This is a genomic window from Methanosarcina acetivorans C2A, assembly GCF_000007345.1.
Classification (GTDB): domain Archaea; phylum Halobacteriota; class Methanosarcinia; order Methanosarcinales; family Methanosarcinaceae; genus Methanosarcina; species Methanosarcina acetivorans.
Genome location: NC_003552.1, coordinates 3,512,890 through 3,531,872, shown reverse-complemented (window position 1 = coordinate 3,531,872; position 18,983 = coordinate 3,512,890). Strand labels below are relative to the sequence as shown.

The 18,983-nt window shown below is 38.7% G+C and carries 11 protein-coding genes and 3 pseudogenes; 9 read left to right on the top strand and 5 right to left on the bottom strand.

Annotated features, from left to right (window positions below; all coding sequences use genetic code 11):
- The first annotated feature begins 118 nt into the window (after positions 1-118).
- Entirely contained in the window at positions 119-1,015 is an 897-nt protein-coding gene (locus MA_RS14830; protein WP_011022780.1) for a Nif3-like dinuclear metal center hexameric protein, read from the top strand.
- Between the two features lie 442 nt (positions 1,016-1,457).
- On the opposite strand, the gene MA_RS14820 is transcribed toward MA_RS14830, so the two are convergent.
- Positions 1,458-2,273, bottom strand: a complete 816-nt coding sequence (locus MA_RS14820; protein WP_048065531.1) for an HD domain-containing protein — start codon at positions 2,271-2,273, stop codon at positions 1,458-1,460.
- 613 nt (positions 2,274-2,886) lie between these two features.
- Between MA_RS14820 and MA_RS14815 the strand changes: the two genes are divergently transcribed.
- Together MA_RS14815 and MA_RS14810 are read left to right on the top strand one after the other, a co-directional pair.
- Positions 2,887-6,252: a tetratricopeptide repeat protein gene (locus MA_RS14815; RefSeq protein WP_011022778.1), complete on the top strand. Its 3,366-nt coding sequence runs from the start codon at positions 2,887-2,889 to the stop codon at positions 6,250-6,252.
- Positions 6,253-6,736: 484 nt separating this feature from the next.
- Positions 6,737-7,480, top strand: a complete 744-nt coding sequence (locus tag MA_RS14810) for a hypothetical protein (RefSeq protein ID WP_011022777.1) — start codon at positions 6,737-6,739, stop codon at positions 7,478-7,480.
- A gap of 32 nt (positions 7,481-7,512) precedes the next feature.
- Here MA_RS14810 and MA_RS14805 read toward each other — a convergent pair whose 3' ends face one another.
- Positions 7,513-8,004 carry a hypothetical protein gene (locus MA_RS14805; RefSeq protein ID WP_226990616.1) on the bottom strand — a complete coding sequence of 164 codons (492 nt, stop codon included), beginning with the start codon at positions 8,002-8,004 and terminating at the stop codon, positions 7,513-7,515.
- A gap of 216 nt (positions 8,005-8,220) precedes the next feature.
- Between MA_RS14805 and MA_RS14800 the strand changes: the two are divergent.
- From MA_RS14800 to MA_RS14775, 6 genes and pseudogenes are all read left to right on the top strand, one after another.
- Positions 8,221-9,036 (top strand): annotated as a pseudogene (locus MA_RS14800) (IS1182-like element ISMac20 family transposase); the annotation flags it as partial.
- Positions 9,037-9,317: 281 nt separating this feature from the next.
- Positions 9,318-10,561, top strand: a pseudogene (gene istA / locus MA_RS14795) (IS21-like element ISMac3 family transposase).
- Positions 10,558-11,331 (top strand): IS21-like element ISMac3 family helper ATPase IstB, encoded by a 774-nt coding sequence (gene istB / locus MA_RS14790; RefSeq protein WP_011020063.1) that lies wholly within the window; start codon positions 10,558-10,560, stop codon positions 11,329-11,331. The pseudogene istA and the gene istB overlap by 4 nt, the downstream one beginning before the upstream one ends.
- A 97-nt stretch (positions 11,332-11,428) precedes the next feature.
- A pseudogene (locus MA_RS14785) lies at positions 11,429-12,115 on the top strand (transposase); the annotation flags it as partial.
- Positions 12,116-13,026: 911 nt separating this feature from the next.
- Positions 13,027-13,245, top strand: a complete 219-nt coding sequence (locus tag MA_RS14780; protein ID WP_011022773.1) for a winged helix-turn-helix domain-containing protein — start codon at positions 13,027-13,029, stop codon at positions 13,243-13,245.
- A gap of 720 nt (positions 13,246-13,965) precedes the next feature.
- On the top strand, positions 13,966-14,373 hold the full coding sequence (locus tag MA_RS14775) for an ACT domain-containing protein (RefSeq protein WP_011022772.1): 408 nt from the start codon (positions 13,966-13,968) through the stop codon (positions 14,371-14,373).
- Between the two features lie 640 nt (positions 14,374-15,013).
- Here the strand turns inward: MA_RS14775 and MA_RS14770 are convergent.
- The 3 genes from MA_RS14770 to MA_RS14760 all read right to left on the bottom strand — a co-directional run bounded on the left by MA_RS14770 (position 15,014) and on the right by MA_RS14760 (position 18,832).
- Positions 15,014-16,270: a calcium/sodium antiporter gene (locus MA_RS14770; protein WP_011022771.1), complete on the bottom strand. Its 1,257-nt coding sequence runs from the start codon at positions 16,268-16,270 to the stop codon at positions 15,014-15,016.
- A gap of 174 nt (positions 16,271-16,444) precedes the next feature.
- Positions 16,445-16,972 (bottom strand): GNAT family N-acetyltransferase, encoded by a 528-nt coding sequence (locus MA_RS14765; protein ID WP_226990615.1) that lies wholly within the window; start codon positions 16,970-16,972, stop codon positions 16,445-16,447.
- 1,290 nt (positions 16,973-18,262) lie between these two features.
- Positions 18,263-18,832: a GNAT family N-acetyltransferase gene (locus MA_RS14760; RefSeq protein WP_011022769.1), complete on the bottom strand. Its 570-nt coding sequence runs from the start codon at positions 18,830-18,832 to the stop codon at positions 18,263-18,265.
- Between the last annotated feature and the right edge of the window lie 151 nt (positions 18,833-18,983).

The window sequence follows — 18,983 nt, the reverse complement described above, 5'->3', positions numbered from 1 at the left end:
TTAAATGCCATAAACACTTAAGTTGAATCCTGACAACTTGAAGTTTGATTCTGACAACCTGAATTCTGACTGGTAAAAGCCAGCGATTTCAAATTTTCCGGTTTCCGGAGGTTTTTCAATGGAACTTAAAAAAATTGTGCAGATCCTTGAGGAAATAGCTCCACCCGAGCTTGCTGATGATTTTGATAAAGGTCGAATTGGTTTGATCCTTGGGCTTGAAAGCGACGTGAAGAAGATAGCAATTGCCCTGGATGCAAACTTTTACGTACTTAAAAAAGCCGCGAAAATGAAAGCAGACATGCTGATTACTCATCATACTCTCATCTTTCATCCTGTGAACATTATTTCAAAGTCTCTGGCGGATTCCCTCAGGGTCGCCCTTGAAAACGGGATATCCCTCTACAGCATGCACACCAATTACGATAGAGCTGAAGAAGGAATTAACGACATCCTTGCAGCCCGCCTGGGGCTCAAAAATATAAGGAGCCCGGAAATTGGCAGGATAGGAGAAATCGAACCCTGCTCCTCAACTGAACTGGCAACCTACGTTTCGGATTGCCTGCAGACCCCTGTTATATACGCCGGAGAAAAGGAAGAAATCCGTAAGGTAATGGTTATAGGGGGCAGCGGCTTTCGAAACGAATATCTCGAACTCGCAAGAGAAAACAGGGTTGATGCATTTATATCATCCGAACTTAAGCATGACATTCTCCGGGCATACGAAGATCTCTGCTTGATTGACGCAAGCCATTATGCAACGGAAAATCCGGGTATGGAAGCCCTATGCCCCAGGCTTCGGAGCCTTACCGGAATCGAGGTTGAGTTCATCGACCAGCCTTCCGGCCTCAGGACAGTTAACTGCAGACCGAAAAACGAAGAAAAAGAGCCCTGTAACCAGGAAGAAACCGGAAAAGATTCCCTTGAGTTAATGCTAGAGAAACAGTCAAGAAACCAGATACGTTCGGATTACCGGCGCAGCCTTGGTAATGAATATGGTAGAAGATACCTTGAGTAATCTGCTCCAACAGGTGCTGTTTAAACCGATATCTCATGAAAAATTATTTGATTCCGAGATATTTTAAATTCATGGGCATTTTGGTGCTTCCTGATTACTCAGTTGATTTATTCCGGCGCCCTGGGATAGAAGCTTTCAGTTTTTCTTTCCCTGACCCGCGTTTGGCCTTGGAGGGCCGCCAGCCAGATGAAAAGTGCCCGACAAAACGATACCAAAATTAAGAAAAACAATACATTGGAGAAATACCCAGGGGCTGAAAAAATATTTTCTAAGCTCACAGAAGCCGCATTTTAATTCACAGTAAGTATGTTTCAAGAATAATTTCAGTAGGGTATCATTAAGAGCTTTCGTCCACAAGGCAATATATTTCAAACATATTTTTAAGTAGCCTGCCCGTTTAAGCCTTAATAACCTCAGACGGCTATGGAATAAATTTCCTGATTTAGAGCTCATTGTTGCCTTCTCTAACTCCTGATTCCATTGCATCCAGATATTTTTCGCAATGCCTTTTCAAAACTTCCGTTTCTTTTGATTCAGGCAGGGAGGAGATAATTGACTCCAGATAACCGTACTTTTTAAGGAGGGAAAAAGTTGCAGGAAAATTGAGGTCAAAAATCCAGCTCAGGCGTAGAAGTTTAATGTCGTTTCTGTTTTTCATATCCCCAATTTTCGCCATTCGGTTATTCAGGATCTCTGATACCATGGGTTCCGAATACCCTTTGGTATCAGGCAAATATAGTTCAAGTGCCGGGTTCCGACATTTTTCCTCTGCTGCATACCCTTCACTGGCAAACCTCAGGATATCAATCTTATCCGCATCCCTTATCAGCCGGCAGAAAAAATGAAGTTTGCTGGAGGGGTTCACATTTCCCGGAATTTCCATCAGATTGTGATATTCTACAGCTTTCAGGACGAGCCTTATTTCCTCTTCGGGAAGACGGGCCAGAATTCCTTCTTTATTTAGAATTTTCACACCCAGAACCGCATGATTTTCCGATTCGGAATCGCTAAACGTCTTATATTTAGTAAACTGCTCAAAACGACCAAGGTCATGGAACAGAGCTATTGTTTCGGCAAGCATGCATTCCTTTTCGCTTATTTTCTCAGATTTTGCAATTAAAAGGATATTTTCACACACCCTGCGAGTGTGTTCAATTTTTAGCTCAATATTTTCCCGGATGAAATAGTCTGAGGAAAAGAATCTGTTAACATACTCGAAAAACCATTCCCGAAAATAATCCAGATCTTCTTTCTGCATGCTTCTGCAATATGAAATGTTGAGGTATATACTTTATGCATATCTTGCAAATTTTGTACTGAAAAGGTTTTTGCGTTTTAAATAATAATATTTATTACTCCAGACAATTGTAAGAGAATTTAATCCCCTGTAAGATATAAACCTTGCAATTTACCGGAACCTAACACTCTCTGTAAACACCATGACTATCCGCTATAAATTCAACATTTTCCTGTGAATTTAACAGTTGACTGGGAATTAAACATCCAAAAAAAACGGAAATTAGATAGGTTTATCAGCCCTAAAAAATAGTGAAAAACTAATAAATCTCACATTTAACCTGACATTTCCTTTTTAAACTGCATAAATTATATAAGGAAGGTACTCCTAAAATTAGATAAGTATCTACTGAGAAATTATAGGGATGAGAACCTGTTTGAACTCAATACAAAGAGACAAAATATCTTAGGGAAGAGAAAAAAGAATTCATATAGTTAATTCATATAGTTACATTTATCTCTGAATGTTCTTATTTACGCCATTCAGGGAACTACAAGAGTAACCATAAAGGATACTGATAGACTGCTTATGAAAATTCACCACAGGAACTCATTAGAATAAATCGGGGTATTTAATGAGCTCAATTAAAAAAACTTACTTGATTGTTTGTTCCTTCATTCTTCTGGCCTGTAGTTTATCTGCTAGTGCAGGTTTTTTACATATAGCAGGAGCAGCGGAGGATCAGAAGAATGCTGTAGGAGATGACGGGGCTACCGTTCCTCCCTCGCTTGAAGAGGTACTTGCGCAGCGCCCTGTTTCTGTAGAAGGCCTGTTAAATAAAGGCAATAATCTCTATTCTCTTAAAGAATACGAGCTTTCCATAGAATGCTTTGACGACGCACTTGAAATGGATTCGAACTCTTCAATGGCATGGTATGGAAAGGGTTGTGCTCTGACATCGCTGGAAAGATACGAAGAAGCTATTGACTGCTATGATAGAGCTCTTGAAAGCTTCCCGGCTTCTTCCTGGAGCTGGTATCAAAAAGGAAATGGATATCTTCAGACACAAAATTATGTAGAGGCTATCAGCTGCTACGAGAAAAGCCTCGCTACGGATAGCTATCTTTCCAGAGTCTGGTTCCAGAAAGCCCTTGCTTCTGAGAAACTTGGCCTGGAACAGGAGGCGTTAGCCTCTTATGATAGTTCAATTGACCTGGGCTCCAACGTGTCCAAAACTCTGCAAATGCAGGGAAAAGCTTATACCGGGCTTGAAAACTACGACGAAGCTATGAAGTGTTTTGACGGAGCACTTAACATTACTCCTGACGATTCTGAACTCTGGACTCAGAAAGGAATAATGTATGATATGTCCGGGGATTACGAAGCTGCAATACAGTGCTACGACGAGGCAATTTCCCTCAATCCTGACCTTACGGAGGCCTGGTACAATAAAGGTGTAGACCTTGAGGGGATGGAGATGTATCAGGATGCCCTGACCTGCTACGAATTTGTCCTCCTTTCAGAGCCTGAAAACCTCAGTGCCCTGCAGAAAAAAGGTTTCTGTCTCGAGCAGCTTGGTAGAAATGAAGAGGCCCTGCAGTGCTACGAAGAGATTCTCATTTACAATCCTGATAACGCTGATGCATGGTACAGTAAAGGTTCCGTGCTTAATGCTATGGGAGATTACGACGCTGCAATAGCCTGCTATGATAGAGCCCTTAATCCAGATGCAGGAATTGAGGTGGAAGAGGTTGGAGATGCTCTTCTCGAAGAGTTTAATGCTTATGATTCTTCACTTCCCATTTATTCTGAAGTGCCCGAGTTTAAATCTTCTGCAGTAAAAATCTGGTACGACAAAGGGCTGGCTTTTGATAAACTTGAGAACTACGAGTCTGCTCTTGAGTGTTATGATAGTGTACTTGAGACCGAATCAGGACACGCAATGGTCTGGTACAGGAAAGGTCAGGACCTTGACAGACTTAACAGGTATGAAGAAGCTGCTGACTGCTATGATAAAGCCCTGAAACTGGACTCCGGATATGCGAAAGTCTGGCATAGGAAAGGATACGATTCTTCAAAACTTGGGCAGTACAAAGATGCCGCAAAAAGTTTTGATAAAGCTGTAAACCTTGATGAAAACTATACACTTGCATGGTACGGCAAAGCTTTTGCCCTGTCAAAAACAGGAGACTATGAAGAGGCTCTTGCCTGCTACGAAAAAGTTCTTGCCGCTGCCCCTGATAGTGCTGAAATCTGGTACAACAAGGGTCTTCTCCTTGATCAGCTAGAAAGATACCAGGAAGCTTCAGACTGCTACAGTCAGGCTCTCCAGATAAATCCCGGGTATTCTATTGCCCGTTTCAGATTGAACAAGGATATGGAGTTGTATGGGGATTCAACTCCCAATTCGTCTGAAGGGAAAGACCCAGAGGTCAGCCCTAAAAAGGCAATTTCAGGAGGCTTCTGGTCTTATCTTCTGGGTTACAAATATGCAAGTTCTGAAGAGAACTCGGACCTTTCAGAGAACTTTGATGACCTGAGCCCAGAATTCAGTTACGATTCAGCCTGGTACGGCAAAGCTTCAACATACAGCAAACTTGAGATGTATGAAGATGCCCTGTATGCTTACGATACGGCTCTATCGATTAACCCCTTACGCACCGAAGCCTGGTATGAGAAAGGTTCTGCCCTTGACAAACTCGGAAGAAGTGAGGAAGCTCTGGAGTGTTACAAAAAAGCTCTCGATCTTGACCCGCAGTCGAGCAATGCCTGGTATGGGATGGCTTCTACCTCGAACACTCTCGGGAGATCGGAAGAAGCGGTTGCTTACTATGACCAGTTACTTGCTGCCAATGCCAGTGATCCTGAAGCCCTTCAGGGAAAATCAGAGGCCCTTATAAATCTTGGCAGGTACGAAGAAGCAATTGCCTGTTTCAACCCTCTTCTCGAACTTGAGCCGGAAAACATAGAGGCTCTGGATGGCCGAGCTCTTGCCCTGGCAAGGTCCGAAAGGAGGGAAGAGGCCCTGGAGGACTACAACAGAATCCTGCAGCTTGATCCTTCCAATACAAAGGCACTGGCTGAGAAAGCCTCTTTGTTTGAAGAACTCGGCAGGTATGAAGAAGCTGCTTCAACCTATGGAGAGATCCTCCTGATTACGCCTGAGAACAGAGAGATAATGTACCGGCAGGGCAAGGCTCTGGAAGCGAAGGGAGATTTCGAAGCCGCAATCGCCTGTTATGACCAGATTCTTACTCTTGACCCGAAAAATATTGATGCGATAAATAACAAGGGTTTTGCTTACGCTAAAATGGAGAGATATCAGGAAGCAATTGCCAGCTATGACAAAGCCATTGAGTATGCTCCAAACAATGCTGCAGCCTGGTACTTCAAAGGATGCGCTAATTTCGCAATAAGCAGCAACATTGCTGCCGTTGAATGCTTTGATAAAGTAGTGCAATTAAAACCAGACTGCATAACGGCATGGTACAATAAAGGGTATCTGTACAATGTAATGGGAGAGGTTAATGAGTCGATCAATTCTTATGATGGTGCTCTTGCAATCAACCCCAATGAACCGTCTATCCTTTATAACAAGCGTTTTGCACATTACCGCATAAAGGAATACGAGGATGCTTCGGCATGTAAGACAAAGCTTGATGCTATCGACCCTGGCTTTGTTGCAGCTCTTCAGGACAGGGGAACCCGCATCTTTATCCCCGAAACATACAGAAGTGACCTTGACTATTCTCTGCCTGTAAGATGGTACGGAGAAAACTATTCTGAATATTCTGAAAATGCCAGCAAGAACATAACTGAAGCTTCTCAGCAGTTAAACGACTCCTCCGGAGAGTTAAACGACTCCTCCGGAGAGGGATATGGGAACACTGACGAAACTTATGAAGACACAGGAGACTGGTATATTCCTGAACCTGACGACGAGCAGGGAAATGAATCTGACGCTGAAAACTGGTATGTTCCTGAGCCCGATGAGGTTTAAGAGAGCTGAAATGAACTAAAAAGAAGGATGAGGCTGGTATGCGTATTAAAGTTTCAAGCATGCCGGCAAATTTTTTCTAAGGAAAACAGATAGAAGCTCTTTCTGCACGATTTTTCTTTACTGTTCTTTTTTCTGTATTCTTATTCTTTTTTAATCACGAACAATGACCCTCTATATTTTAGAAAATACTGGCAAAACAAAGCTTGGCAAATTATTTGAAACAGATAGCTATCACCGATTAAAATCGCAATTTTTTTAACAATTGAGAGAGTACACTAAAATAGTACATTAAAATAGTACATTAAAATAGTACATTAAAATAGTACATTAAAATAGTACACTAAAATAGTACATTAAAATAGTACATTAAAATAGTACAGAAAAATAGTACAGAAAAATAGTACAGAAAAATAGTACAGAAAAATAGTACAGAAAAATAGTACAGAAAAAAGTAATACTAAAGAAGAATAGAGGCGCTTTTGAATTGTACCATCAATCTGAGTTTGGCAACCTCGAGAATTATCTGTCGGAAAAGAAACACCTTAAAAATAATAGCTGCGAGCAAGCCCTCAATGTACATATATTTACCGGCACAGTTGAGTTTAAGAAACACAGGTTCAAAAGTATTTCTCTTTTTTTAATAAACGTTTTTGATGGAAAAGCCCTTGAAATAATGAGCAAAATTTTCATCCTTCTCTGTATAACTATAGCTCTGGGCACGACAATAAACCTCCTGGAAACTGAAACCTCAGACTGGTTTTATATTCTGGGCATAACGGCATCCATGGTTCCACTCATATTCTCTTTATTCATACAGCATGTACTGGAATACCACCGGGATACTTTTTGCAGAAAGTGTGGCAAGAAGCTTGCCTGCGAAGAAATAGGCGAGCCGGTTTTGAAGGAAACAAGCGATCATGGGGACTACACCCTGACGGTCACAAGATACTGGAAGTGCAGGTACTGCGGGAATATTGATACAAGAGAAGGACCTGAGGGCATCTATATAAAAAAAGGGGAAATGCGGCCCATAATTCATCTAAAAAGTTTTGAGTGTAAAAAATGCGGCGGAATAGGAACGGTTAAAGAATTCAAAAGACCCGATATAAAAGAAATTGGAAATAAGCGAATAATCAGAAGATATTATAAGTGTACTCTGTGCGGGCATGAGGACATTATTGAAAGTGAAGAAACAATTAATCGTAGTATTCACGCCCGCGGATCATGAAGAATATGTTTATTTCAGATTTCGTACAATAATCAGGCCGTAATGAAAGAGACTCTATAATAATCTTTCTCTACTTTTATCTCATAAGCTCCTTTTTCTTCAAGGAAATCAATCGTCTGTTCCCATTCTTCAGGATCTGCACTAAAGTATACTCCGGGAGACTCGATAGCTTTCTTTAGCACTGGATATTCATTAAGTTCTTCTTCTGTCACTATAACAAATTCATCAGGTATAAATTCCAGTTTTTCGGCTTCTATAGATTTGGAATACTCGTGGCTGAGAGCTCCAAGGGCAAAGAAAGATGCAGAGATCAGCAAAAGAGGTACAAGAGACACGGCAAATGCCTTTAGGATAAAAACTGAAGACCGTTCCCTTGAAATTAACAGCCCGCTTGCAAAGAGAACTCCATAAATCATGAACATAAGGTATATCGATGTGGGTGGGTGAATTCCAGTCAGAGCGTACCCACTCAGGAAAAAAGTAAATATTCCTATGAAAAAGAAAAGCAGATATTTAGAATTCATACTTTCAGAATAAGTCATAAATATTCCTATAGAGTAGGAACAAACAAAACTATTTAATGGTTCTTATATCCTGAAAAGATTGAATAAGAAAAAAGAATCAAAGTTGCGCTGGCGCACCCCGCTGCAAGGAGGCTGTCCGACAATTACTTTAGGTAATCGAGGTCTCCGCTTTTAATATATTAATTATTATATACTATTCTACTAATTTTTTGGTTTATGGTTTTTATTAAATCTTTAAAGAATCAAGTTTGGACTTTACCTCCAGATATCCGAGATCTTATTCCTTCAGATCATATCTGCTATTTGGTTGAGTCTTTTGTGGATGAGATGGATTTTAGTGAATTTGAAACCAGGTATGACGGTTCTGGACACCCTGCTTATCATCCTTGCATAATGTGTAAGATTTTGATTCAATCTATGCTTGATAGAGTTCGTTCATCGCGAGCGATAGCTCGCAATGTTCGAGAAAATATAGTTTACATGTATTTAGCTGAAAACCTACAACCTGATTTTAGAACAATCAGTGATTTCAGAAAAGAGAATGAAGAACTGATTACTGCAATGTTCAAAAACACAGTTAAGGCAGCCAAAGATCTAGGAGTAATAGGTCTTGAACAATTAAGCGTTGATGGATCCAAAGTAAAAGCCTCTGCGTCAAGAAAAAGTGCGGTTATGAAAAATGTCTTGGAAGTAATTGAAGAATATGTCAAAAATGAATTAAAAAAAGGTATTGAAATAGACAAAGTTGAGGATGAGCATTTTGGAAAGTGCCGTGGTTATGATCAGTTGAATGAAAGTGAAAAACATAAAGTAAGAGCTGTAGCCGTGAAGTACATAAAGCAAGTAAATAAGGATGAATCTAGCGATAGAAATGGGAAGATTGAAAATACGATTAAGAAGGCACTTAATGAATTTGAAAAAGACAGTATTGATAATGTGAGCTTAACTGATCAAGAATCTCGGATTATGATTAACAAAAAAGGAACGATTGAACTGGCATATAATACTCAAATAACAGTTGATCATAAACTAGTACCATGAAAACTTAATTATGGATCATCAATTTAGATAAAAACAATATCAACTGATGGTAGTCACTAAAATGTATGTTCAACATTTGGGTTTTCACGGTACTAGTACATCGATTCCAAATTATGGGAAGAATTGGACTTTGAAATCAGCACTGGTCAATGTTTTTTCTATGAGAAAACCACAAGCGGACAAGTGTCAAGGGCGGTTAAGAATCTTCCAATTACGGCGGTTTAAAAACTTCCAATTCTCAATCCTTGTGAAAAGTTCGAGGATTGTAGATAATGCTGAAAACGGAGGAATGGCTATTGATACGAGATTTGTATTCACAAGGCTTCAGCATCAGTGAGATCTCTAGAAGAACAGGTTATGCTAGGGAAACTGTGAGGAAATATCTTAAAAAGAAAACTGCCCCAGAACCTCAGAAACGTCCGCCAAAACCGAGTAAACTTGATCCTTTCAAACCTTACATACAAGAAAAACTCAAAGAAGGTCCTTATACTGCTGTTCGCCTTTATAGGGAAATCAAAGAAATGGGTTTTGATGGAGGAAAAACCATAGTCAAGGACTTCGTAAGAGAAGTCCGACCTAAACAGGGAGTCCCTGCTGTACTCCGCTATGAAACAAAACCAGGTGTACAGGCTCAGGTTGACTGGGCAGAGATGGGAACAGTTGAGGTTGATGGAAAGGTAAAGAAACTCTTTTGTTTCAACATGATTCTTGGATATTCCAGAATGAGATATGTTGAATTTACACTGAGCATAGACACTCCCACTCTTATTCAGTGTCATCTGAACGCTTTTGAGTACTTTGGAGGATTTACACAGGAGATCCTCTATGATAACATGAAACAGGTTGTTATCAAAAGAGCCTTAAAATCATCAGATTCCGAATGGAACCCACAGTTTGAGGATTTCTTCAAATGCTTTGGTTTTATTCCACGGTTATGCAGGCCTTACAGGCCTCAGACAAAAGGGAAAATTGAAAATACAGTCGGTTTCGTCAAGAGGGATTTCTTCCTTGGAAGAAGGTTTACCTCTCTCGAAGACCTGAACGCCCAAGTTCACAGGTGGTTGGAAAGGGTAAATTCAACTGTCCACGGAACAACCTATCAAATCCCTCTTGAACGCTTTAAGGAGGAGAAACTGAGCCCTCTGGATCAGGTTCCTCCTTACAAAGTTGTCCATAAGGAGACCAGAAAGGTCTCCAGAGACTGTTATATTTCGTTCCTTGGAATAAGTATTCTGTTCCTTACAGGTTTGCAGGGAGAACTGCAGAGCTTCAGATCCTTGAAGGAATATTCGAGGTCTATGTTGATTATGAGAAAGTCTGTGAACATGAAATCCTTCCTGGAAACTGCAGAGTTTCAAGGAAAAAGGAACATTTCCAGGGTCTCCTGAGTGAGATTCTTAAAGAGAACTCAAAATGCAAAAAAGATTCACAGATCCCGTTGAAGTTCTCAGATCCCGAAGTTGAAAAAAGGTCTCTTGATGTCTATGAAATATTTAGTGAAGGTGGTTTTGAATGAACAACTTCACCTATGAGAGACTTCACAATAACCTGCAATACCTGAAACTTAATTCTATCGAAGAGCTTCTGGATAACTACCTTGAAATTGCTGCAAGGGACAACAAGACAACAATGGAAGTCCTTGATTACTTGTTTGAACAGGAAAAGAAACACAGAGAAGCTGTTGCAATTGAGAGAAGGATGAAAAGTGCAGTTTTTCCCGTTAAAAAGACTCTTGAGGAATTCGATTTTGAATTTCAGAAATCCATTGATAAAAAAGCAATCGAAGACCTTGCAACCTTGAGATTTGTTCATAATTCAGAGAATGTCGTTTTCCTTGGTCCTCCCGGAGTTGGAAAGTCTCATCTTGCAATCGCTCTTGGGATTGAAGTAGCAAAAGCAGGGATTTCGGTTTACTTTACCAATACAGGAAACCTTATCGAGAAGTTGAAAATAGCAAATCGAGAAGGAATGCTTGAAAAGAAACTAAGGGACTTGATGAAATATAAAGTGCTGATAATTGACGAAATAGGGTATCTCCCATTTGACGAAGAAGGAGCTCACTGCCTATTTCAGCTGATCTCAAGACGGTATGAAAAGAGTTCAACGATCTTGACATCAAATAAATCATATGGAGAATGGGGAGAGATATTCAAGGACCATGTAATAGCGGCTGCTGTACTTGATAGGATTCTCCACCATTCAACTACGATTAACATCAAAGGGGAAAGTTACAGGCTGAAAGAAAGGAAGAAACAGGGAATAAAAACAGGAAATATATGCCAGTAATTTCTAAAAGTTTATGAAAAATTGAGTAAAATTTATATTAAAAGGTTGGCAAATTCTAAACCGCCCAAAATGGAAAAAAGTTAACCGCCCTTGACAATTAAAAGTAGGCACTAAAATATGTGCAGACACTGGATACTATAGCGGAAACAACATACATTATTTGAATGATAAAAAATTGGATCCATATATTCCAGAGCAAGAAGTAACTAAAACAATAACAGAAAACGTCGAAGATCTAAGGTTCGATATTAGTAAGTTTGAATATGATGAAGAAAATGATGAGTTTATATGCCCTGAAAAACAAAGCTTGAAGTTTTTGTATGAGGGTTATGAGAAAGAAAGGAAGAGAAAATACAGACTTTATAAGGGAACTGAATGTAAAAAGTGTAAATTCAGCAAAAATTGTACAAAAAGAAAGGATGGAATTAGGCATTTAAAAATAGCAGAGTTTTCAAAAGAAAGAAAGCAATTAGCCGAAAAAATGAAAACTGAAGAAGCAAAAGAAATATACAGACAAAGGCAGCAGGTAGTAGAACCTGCAATTGGAAACTATAAAGAGAATCTTGGGTTTAGAGAATTTCTCACAAGGGGAATTAAATCAGTCAGAAATGAATTTAATTTGGTATGTACAGCAGTTAACTTAAAGAAAATATGGATTTACTCAAATAAAAACGAGATCATTAGAAAGAGAAATGGAATAAATGGAACTTTTCACTTTAAGAAAAAAATAGTGGATAGAATCAAATTTAATAGAGCTAAAAAGTTCCAGTTTCACAACCGATGACTGCTAATTTATTACCACCAGTAATTGTCGGACAGCCTCCTTGCAGCGGGGTGCGCCACCGCAACTTTGATTAAGTGCCTATCCGAAAAGTCGGTAATGCGATCGAAAAGTTACAGCAGGTCTATAATAGCAGGGCATCCTCTTCGGTTTTGCATATTGCTAATGGTAAGTTACAATAGGTCACAACACTTTTCGGATAGGCTCTAAATACAAAATTAGTATTTGTTTACCCAAAAACATTATTCAGAGAGCTTTTTCTCTTACTTCTCTCATGGCTTAATAAGGTAAATTTGTTCTACTTTTGTTTATAATATGTAATGTAACCGTTAGGCATATATACCATGCTTATGTTCTTCCTGCATTCAGGCATACTTTGTTTTAGTCTTTATCATCAGGAACTGTTTTTTGATCAAATTCCCTGCACCGGTTATAATAAGATTAATGTAACTTAATCCTGTATGACAGGCTTTTTTACGAAAATTTTATAGTATTCCAGTGTAACATATATGTTATCAACATATTGCTTAAGAATAACTTGTCCTATTACCCTTGGAAATGTCTGTTCATTTTGGGAAAAACGTAATGATGCAACAGTATTATTTAGGGTTGTTTGATTAAAGGTTGTTTGATTAAGGGTTGTTTGATTAAGGGTTGTTTGATTAAGGGTTGTTTATAACGAAGAGAAGATTTTTTTTCTCTGATTGGTAGGGAATCTGGCTTGAGACTTATGAAATGTTCCAAAGTTAAAGTTCCTTGGATTTATTCATAGCGTTCCCATAAGTCGCAGATTTAGATAACCAGTTCAAACTTCTAAAAACCAACCTGAGTTAATCTCAGAAACAATTAACATCTCTCAAAAGCGGTGCAAATTTAACAGAAATAACAATTGTAATAAAATAATAGGTGATAACATGACAGAGTATATGAATTTCAAGATAGGGGAAGCCGCAGGAGCGCTATATCACAGGCTGGAAGAAGGAGAGTGCAGCCTGAACCAGATAAAGAATTATTTGAGCTCAAACGGCTTTGACTCTCAGATGGCTCTGATGGCCATTGGCTGGCTTGCCAGGGAAGACAAGATTGTCCTCAACAGGGGATCTAACCGCTGGTCTGTCCGGTTGAATGAATAAGTTCAGGCAGGCTGAGTGAATAAGTACAGGTAATTTCGAATGAAAGTATCAACCGGGTAATTTTTTCCAAAAGGACCTCATGTCATTGTAAGGCCCATTTTCTTCCGAAAAAAACCGAATCCTAAGAAAGTTTCTGGCTGCAGGTTTGCCAGTTAACAGGAAGTGTTTTACGAATTTTAAAAAGGCACTGAAAGTCTTGAATAAAAGGATTTCATTGGTCCTCGGTTAAGGAATTTTCTTGCCTGAAGGATATCGATTTTGCACCAAAAGTCGCCTTAAATTTTGTCCTTTTTACATGAAATCGATACCCAGTTCCAACTCTCAATGGGATACAGTTTTTGAGAACTGTTACGAAAATGGAGGCAATTTATCATGATTCCTCACTTAACCGAAGACGCATGAAAAGGATTTTAATCTTGAATAAAAAGATTTTAAGCCTGAACAGCTCCTGGTAAGTACCGGACCTTGAGGGATAGAAGAGATGCATATTTTTTCTTTTCCAGTTTTTATTTTTCTGTTTCTCAGTGCTTTAAGGACTTCCGGGTTTTTACATTAATTGATTTCATAGGTTCCCTTGAGAAGTATCTGCCACTTTGAAAATAACATTCAGCTACTGGTTGTGTGTCTTCAAAAGAAACTTCCTTAAAATATCCGTTACTCGCATAAACTTCTAACGAAACAAATGAAAAACAAGAAGGAAAATTGAAGTAGGTGCCGGGCATGAAGCAGAATAAGCTTACTTTGAGTATCCTGAAAAGCATGTTCGGGATTTGTAGACTGGATTCAGGGTCTGAAATCCCCACATGGGTTTATGAGAGCAGTTTCTTTTCAATTACGAAAACCCCTGAAGAACTTTCGTTAGTCTGCCCGGAAAGCAGTATTCCTGTAAATATCCCGGAAAAAGTCCGGACTGAGAAAGGCTGGAGTTGCCTGAAGGTTGAAGGCCCCCTGGATTTCGGGCTCACCGGAATTCTTGCAGGAATTAGCAAGGTTCTTGCTGATAATTATATAAGCGTATTTGCCGTCTCTACATATGATACCGATTACATCCTTATCAGGGAAAAATGTCTAAAACTTGCAGTAAGAGCTCTTGAAGAGGCAGGTTACGAGGTTCGAGACAAGATCTAAAACGAGATCAGAACTAGAGTTTAAAAGTAAGTCAAAAATTTATTGAAAGCGAAAAACCGTTTTTTTGAATATTTTTTGAATATTATTTCCAGCGAGGGTCATTGCTAAGCAGTTGGTATTTTACCTGAATATTGAATGGAATTAATCAGTTTTGGTCTGCTGTGCTCCAAAATAATTGTATCCAGCCCTCCAGTCAAAAGCAAACGAAAACAACTTGATGTTACTGCTATTCGAAGAAATCAAATACCAGAGAAATATCCTGGCTAAAAAATACTCCCTTGTTCTGAAAATCTTTTTTCAATTCATAATTTTAGTTTACAATTTATATGTCTTCTATTGCTTTTACTTTTGTCTTTCTTTTCCCTCTTCTTTTTTCTCTTCTTGTTTATGGGAAGACCGCTCTCCTTCGTCGAGCGGGAAAAGAACGACCCTGCACGGCTAAAGGTTGTAAGACTCAGATAGATCTATATTATTTAGTCTGCCTGAGCGAGCGATAGAGAGTGAAACGGACGGCGGGCTGTTGCACTTGAAGTGCAACTCCCAGAAAATCTCCGATTTCCTGTGATCCCGAATCGCAATTCGGGTGAGTCGCAATTCGGGTGAGTCGCAATTCGGGTGGGCCGGAAATGTGGATAATTTCTTATCCGAGGAGGAAGATGAAAAACATGAATCCGCAGTAAAGAAGGAGAAGGATAACTCCTTCAGTCCTTTTTATTCTCCAGCCCGTGCGGATAAAGAGCAGGAGCAGGAGACTGATAAACAGCATGAAGGGAGTTATATAGTAAATACTAATTTTGGTTACAGTGAGGGGGTTGACAAGCCCCGAGCAACCCAGAATCAAAAGCGTATTCGTAATATTTGACCCTATTACGTTTCCAAGAGCTATGCTGGCATAGCCGCTGCGGGCTGCAGAAATCGTTACCATAAGCTCGGGAAGGGAAGTCCCGATTGCAACAAGGCTTATGCCAATAAGGGTTTCCGGGATCTCCAACAGCAGGGCAAAAAATATTGACTGCTCTATGAAGTACTTTGCTCCAACAACTATAGCTATTCCGCTTACAATCAGCTTGATAAGCTCTTTTAAAAGACTGCTTTCAGAAGGATTTTTTATTTCACTTTCAATTTCTTTCTCGATTTCAATCTCAGTTTCCTTTTCGATTTCAATCTCAGTTTCGTTTTTGATTCCAATTATATTTTTTATTTCGTTTCTGATTTCTGATTTTTTTTCGTTTCTAATCTCATTGGCTGTTTTGTTCTTTGCCCCAATTTCTCCTTCTGTTCTGTTTTTTCTTTCGGTTTCTTCAGAGCACTTTTTTGTGATTTTTTCTTTCCTTTTTCCTTCTATTCGCCCTTGAATTCCTGTTTCAATTCTCGCTTTTAAATCGAAGATGTACTCAAACCTGAAAAAATAGTTCATAAAATCTTCGAAGTATATGTCTTCTTCGTGTTTTTTCACCTTATCAAGCAGGAACAGGAGATAGACAAAGTAGAACAAAAGAAAAATTAAGGCTTCAAGCCTTGAAATTCTGAAGTCCAGAATAGAAAGTAAAAAAATAAAGAGGGAAAACAACATTATGTAACCGTCTCTTCGAAGCATCAGCTCTTCAGTTCTCACGTTGGACAGAAGGGCAGCGGTGCTGACAATCAGTCCTATATTTGCGATGTTTGACCCGAGTACATCGCCTATAACTATCCCGCTTGCATGTTCGAGGGACGCAGTAAGGGCGGAGGCAAGTTCAGGTACGGATGTCCCGATCGATACAAGGGTCAGCCCGATTATAAATTCCGAGACACCAAATCTCTCCGCAATCCAGGAAGAGGACATTACAAAAAGGTCTGCTCCTTTTACGAGCAGCAGCAGTCCGCCTACAAAAATAAGGATGTCAACCAAGTACACATTGAACTGTGAACTCGAGTTTTATTTAAACATATCCTTTACCTGCCTGCCCTGATAAAAGGATAATAAAGGATAAGCCATAAGAAAAGGATAAAATTCTCCTCAGTTAACGAACTCCTGAAATTGGGGATTCATAAAGGAAAATGTCAAATGTAAAAACAATTAAGGAGTTAATCAGGTAAGCTTTAACTCCATTAAATAGCATTTTTCTTGCTTACCACACACTTCTTCGATTTCTTTTATCACTTGAAAACTCATTTTTTCATATAGTTTTATAGCAGGAGTATTGATAACATTTACATACAGGAGAACTGAAGCTATTCCGTTCAGCTTCATTTCCTTTATACTTTCTTCCAGCAGCTTTTTTCCATAGCCCATCCCCCGGAATTTTTTGTCAATTGCAATTGACTGTATTACAGATTTCTTTTTCAGCCCTTTGAACGAAAGTTCTGGTTTCAGGTAGTATGTGCAGTAACCTGCAATTTTATCCCGGCTTTTAATTACGTAAAAGATTTTTCTTAGTTTCTTTGAGGATTTTTGAAGCTTTTTCTGGGTTTCACTATCAAAGCTCTCGGCATGAATTCTAAAAATCTCAGGGAGCATAGTTTCATCTACAAGTACAATATTTTCCTTCTCGATACTTTTCCATTCCTTTAAGAGGTAGGCTCCGACAGCATCCCGTGGCAGTTTCTTAAAACTCATGAAGTATGCGACTAATCTTTTATAAATTTGTGTAGGACTTATAGAACCACCTTTAAGTTGAAAGCCACTGTTATAATTCTCCGTGGGTTTTTTCGTTGCTGCTATCAAAAGAAACTTTTTCCTTTGCTGCAGATCAAAAGTTACGGCTTACAGGTATACGGGGTTATAAACCATATTTTTATTGGCATTAGGGGTTGTAAACCATATTTTTATTGGCATTAGGGGTTGTAAACCATATTTTTATTGGCATTAGGGGTTGTAAACCATATTTTTATTGGCATTAGAGGTTGTAAACCATATTTTTATTGGTATGAGGGGTTGTAAACCATATTTTTATTGGCACGAAAGTACTTTCAATTACTTTCATTATTTGTGCTTGTTATTCGAAGAATTTTCTGTGTGTTTTTTATGTACTCTCGGATTAATGCACTTCTGGAGTCCTTAATTGCCGGAAAAAGGGTGTAGGGAGTACACCTTATAATAGTCTGGAAGTTAGGGAGGATTTCGATAAACCCTAATATTGACCGATTGCCTATATAATAAACATAAAAATGATTTTATTGAAAATCAAAGGTTTATCGAAATTCTCACTCTTATATAAATGAGCTTTTGTATAAAACATTTTCACTAAAAACAACCTCATTAAGTATTGATGTAAGAAGAATTATTTCAGTCGAATACCTCACTAGTTTGCTGCGGGGGTGGAAAACTTCCCCGGCAACCGTTAATGATAATATGATTTATCAATTCCATTTTTTGGTTGTAAACTTCTGCTCAAACTAAATTGTTTAAGGTTATTGTCTCCTTTAACGGAATTTGGAGCGGTGGAGCGAACATACCCCCACTGTTTGCAGCGGGGGTGAGCCAGCACAACGTTGATTGTAAAAAACTCACTTTCCACAGTAAAATTTCATACATTCATAGTTTTTAATGCTATCGATTTTCGGGTAGTGGGGGCGAGCCATTGATCAAATCTGAAAAAACGAGCACCTACTCCACGTTTGAAATTAATATGGAGAGATTTTGAGGCTCCTGTTTTTCAGTAACTCACTCCCACGACTGATTTTCAATAGAACGTGAATTTCTTGGACTTCTATGGATAAGTTAAAAATAATCCGGTGGCATATTTAGTGACCAAGAAACAGTAGTATTCAATTTTCAATAATTTCCATTCGATTCTCTATTATTTTATATGTTTTGAATACGACATCAGAAGAAATATTGATGTTTTTAAAAATGCTGAGTAATGTGGGGAAAAACATTTCCAGGGAGAGATTCATAAAAATTTGATCAAAAAAGTTTCATTTCCATTTTGTAACATCTCTCATTCTCTCCACATATGTTTTCTACTTCTTTGACTATAAAGAAACCCGTTTTTCTGTATAAATTTATGGCATGAGTATTATTTACATTTACATACAGGAGAACGGACAACACCCCATTAAGCTTCATTTCCTTGATGCTTTCTTCCAGAAGCTTCTTGCCAAATCCCTGATTTCTGAATTTATTGTCAACTGCTATCGAATAAACCACAGATTTTTTCTCAAATCCTCTGGACGAAAAAACCGGTTTCAAGTGATACATACAGTAGCCTATTACCTGATCCTGATTCTTAATAACATAAAAGACATTTCTAAATTTCTTTGAGCATTTGATAATATCTCCATGTCTTTCATTTTTAAACCCTTCTGCCTGAATTCTAAAGATCTCCGGAAGCATGGTATCGTTGACAGTTTCAATATTTTCATTCTCTAACTGTTCCCATCCTCTTAAGAGAAAAAATCCTGCCGTATCCCATAAGGTTTTTTTGAGCTCTTTTAAATAGATGTCTGGTTTTGCGTGGATTTTTCCAAGATACATATATATCCCTTAGGTATTGGAACTGAAAGAAATAGAGTAACTATTTTTTTCTAAATTCCAGGCGGTTGGATCTCAATAATTTGTTTTTCTGTTTAGGGTATACATCTAATTTCAAAAAATTTCTCACAGAAGTGATCAATAGGCGAGTTTT

Bases quoted from the DNA above. Each gene is read 5' to 3' on its own strand.
- MA_RS14830 (WP_011022780.1), top strand. From the start codon at position 119: ATGGAACTTAAAAAAATTGTGCAGATCCTTGAGGAAATAGCTCCACCC.
- MA_RS14820 (WP_048065531.1), bottom strand. From the start codon at position 2,273: ATGCAGAAAGAAGATCTGGATTATTTTCGGGAATGGTTTTTCGAGTAT.
- MA_RS14815 (WP_011022778.1), top strand. From the start codon at position 2,887: ATGAGCTCAATTAAAAAAACTTACTTGATTGTTTGTTCCTTCATTCTT.
- MA_RS14805 (WP_226990616.1), bottom strand. From the start codon at position 8,004: ATGAATTCTAAATATCTGCTTTTCTTTTTCATAGGAATATTTACTTTT.
- istB (WP_011020063.1), top strand. From the start codon at position 10,558: ATGAACAACTTCACCTATGAGAGACTTCACAATAACCTGCAATACCTG.
- MA_RS14780 (WP_011022773.1), top strand. From the start codon at position 13,027: ATGACAGAGTATATGAATTTCAAGATAGGGGAAGCCGCAGGAGCGCTA.
- MA_RS14775 (WP_011022772.1), top strand. From the start codon at position 13,966: ATGAAGCAGAATAAGCTTACTTTGAGTATCCTGAAAAGCATGTTCGGG.
- MA_RS14765 (WP_226990615.1), bottom strand. From the start codon at position 16,972: ATGAGTTTTAAGAAACTGCCACGGGATGCTGTCGGAGCCTACCTCTTA.
- MA_RS14760 (WP_011022769.1), bottom strand. From the start codon at position 18,832: ATGTATCTTGGAAAAATCCACGCAAAACCAGACATCTATTTAAAAGAG.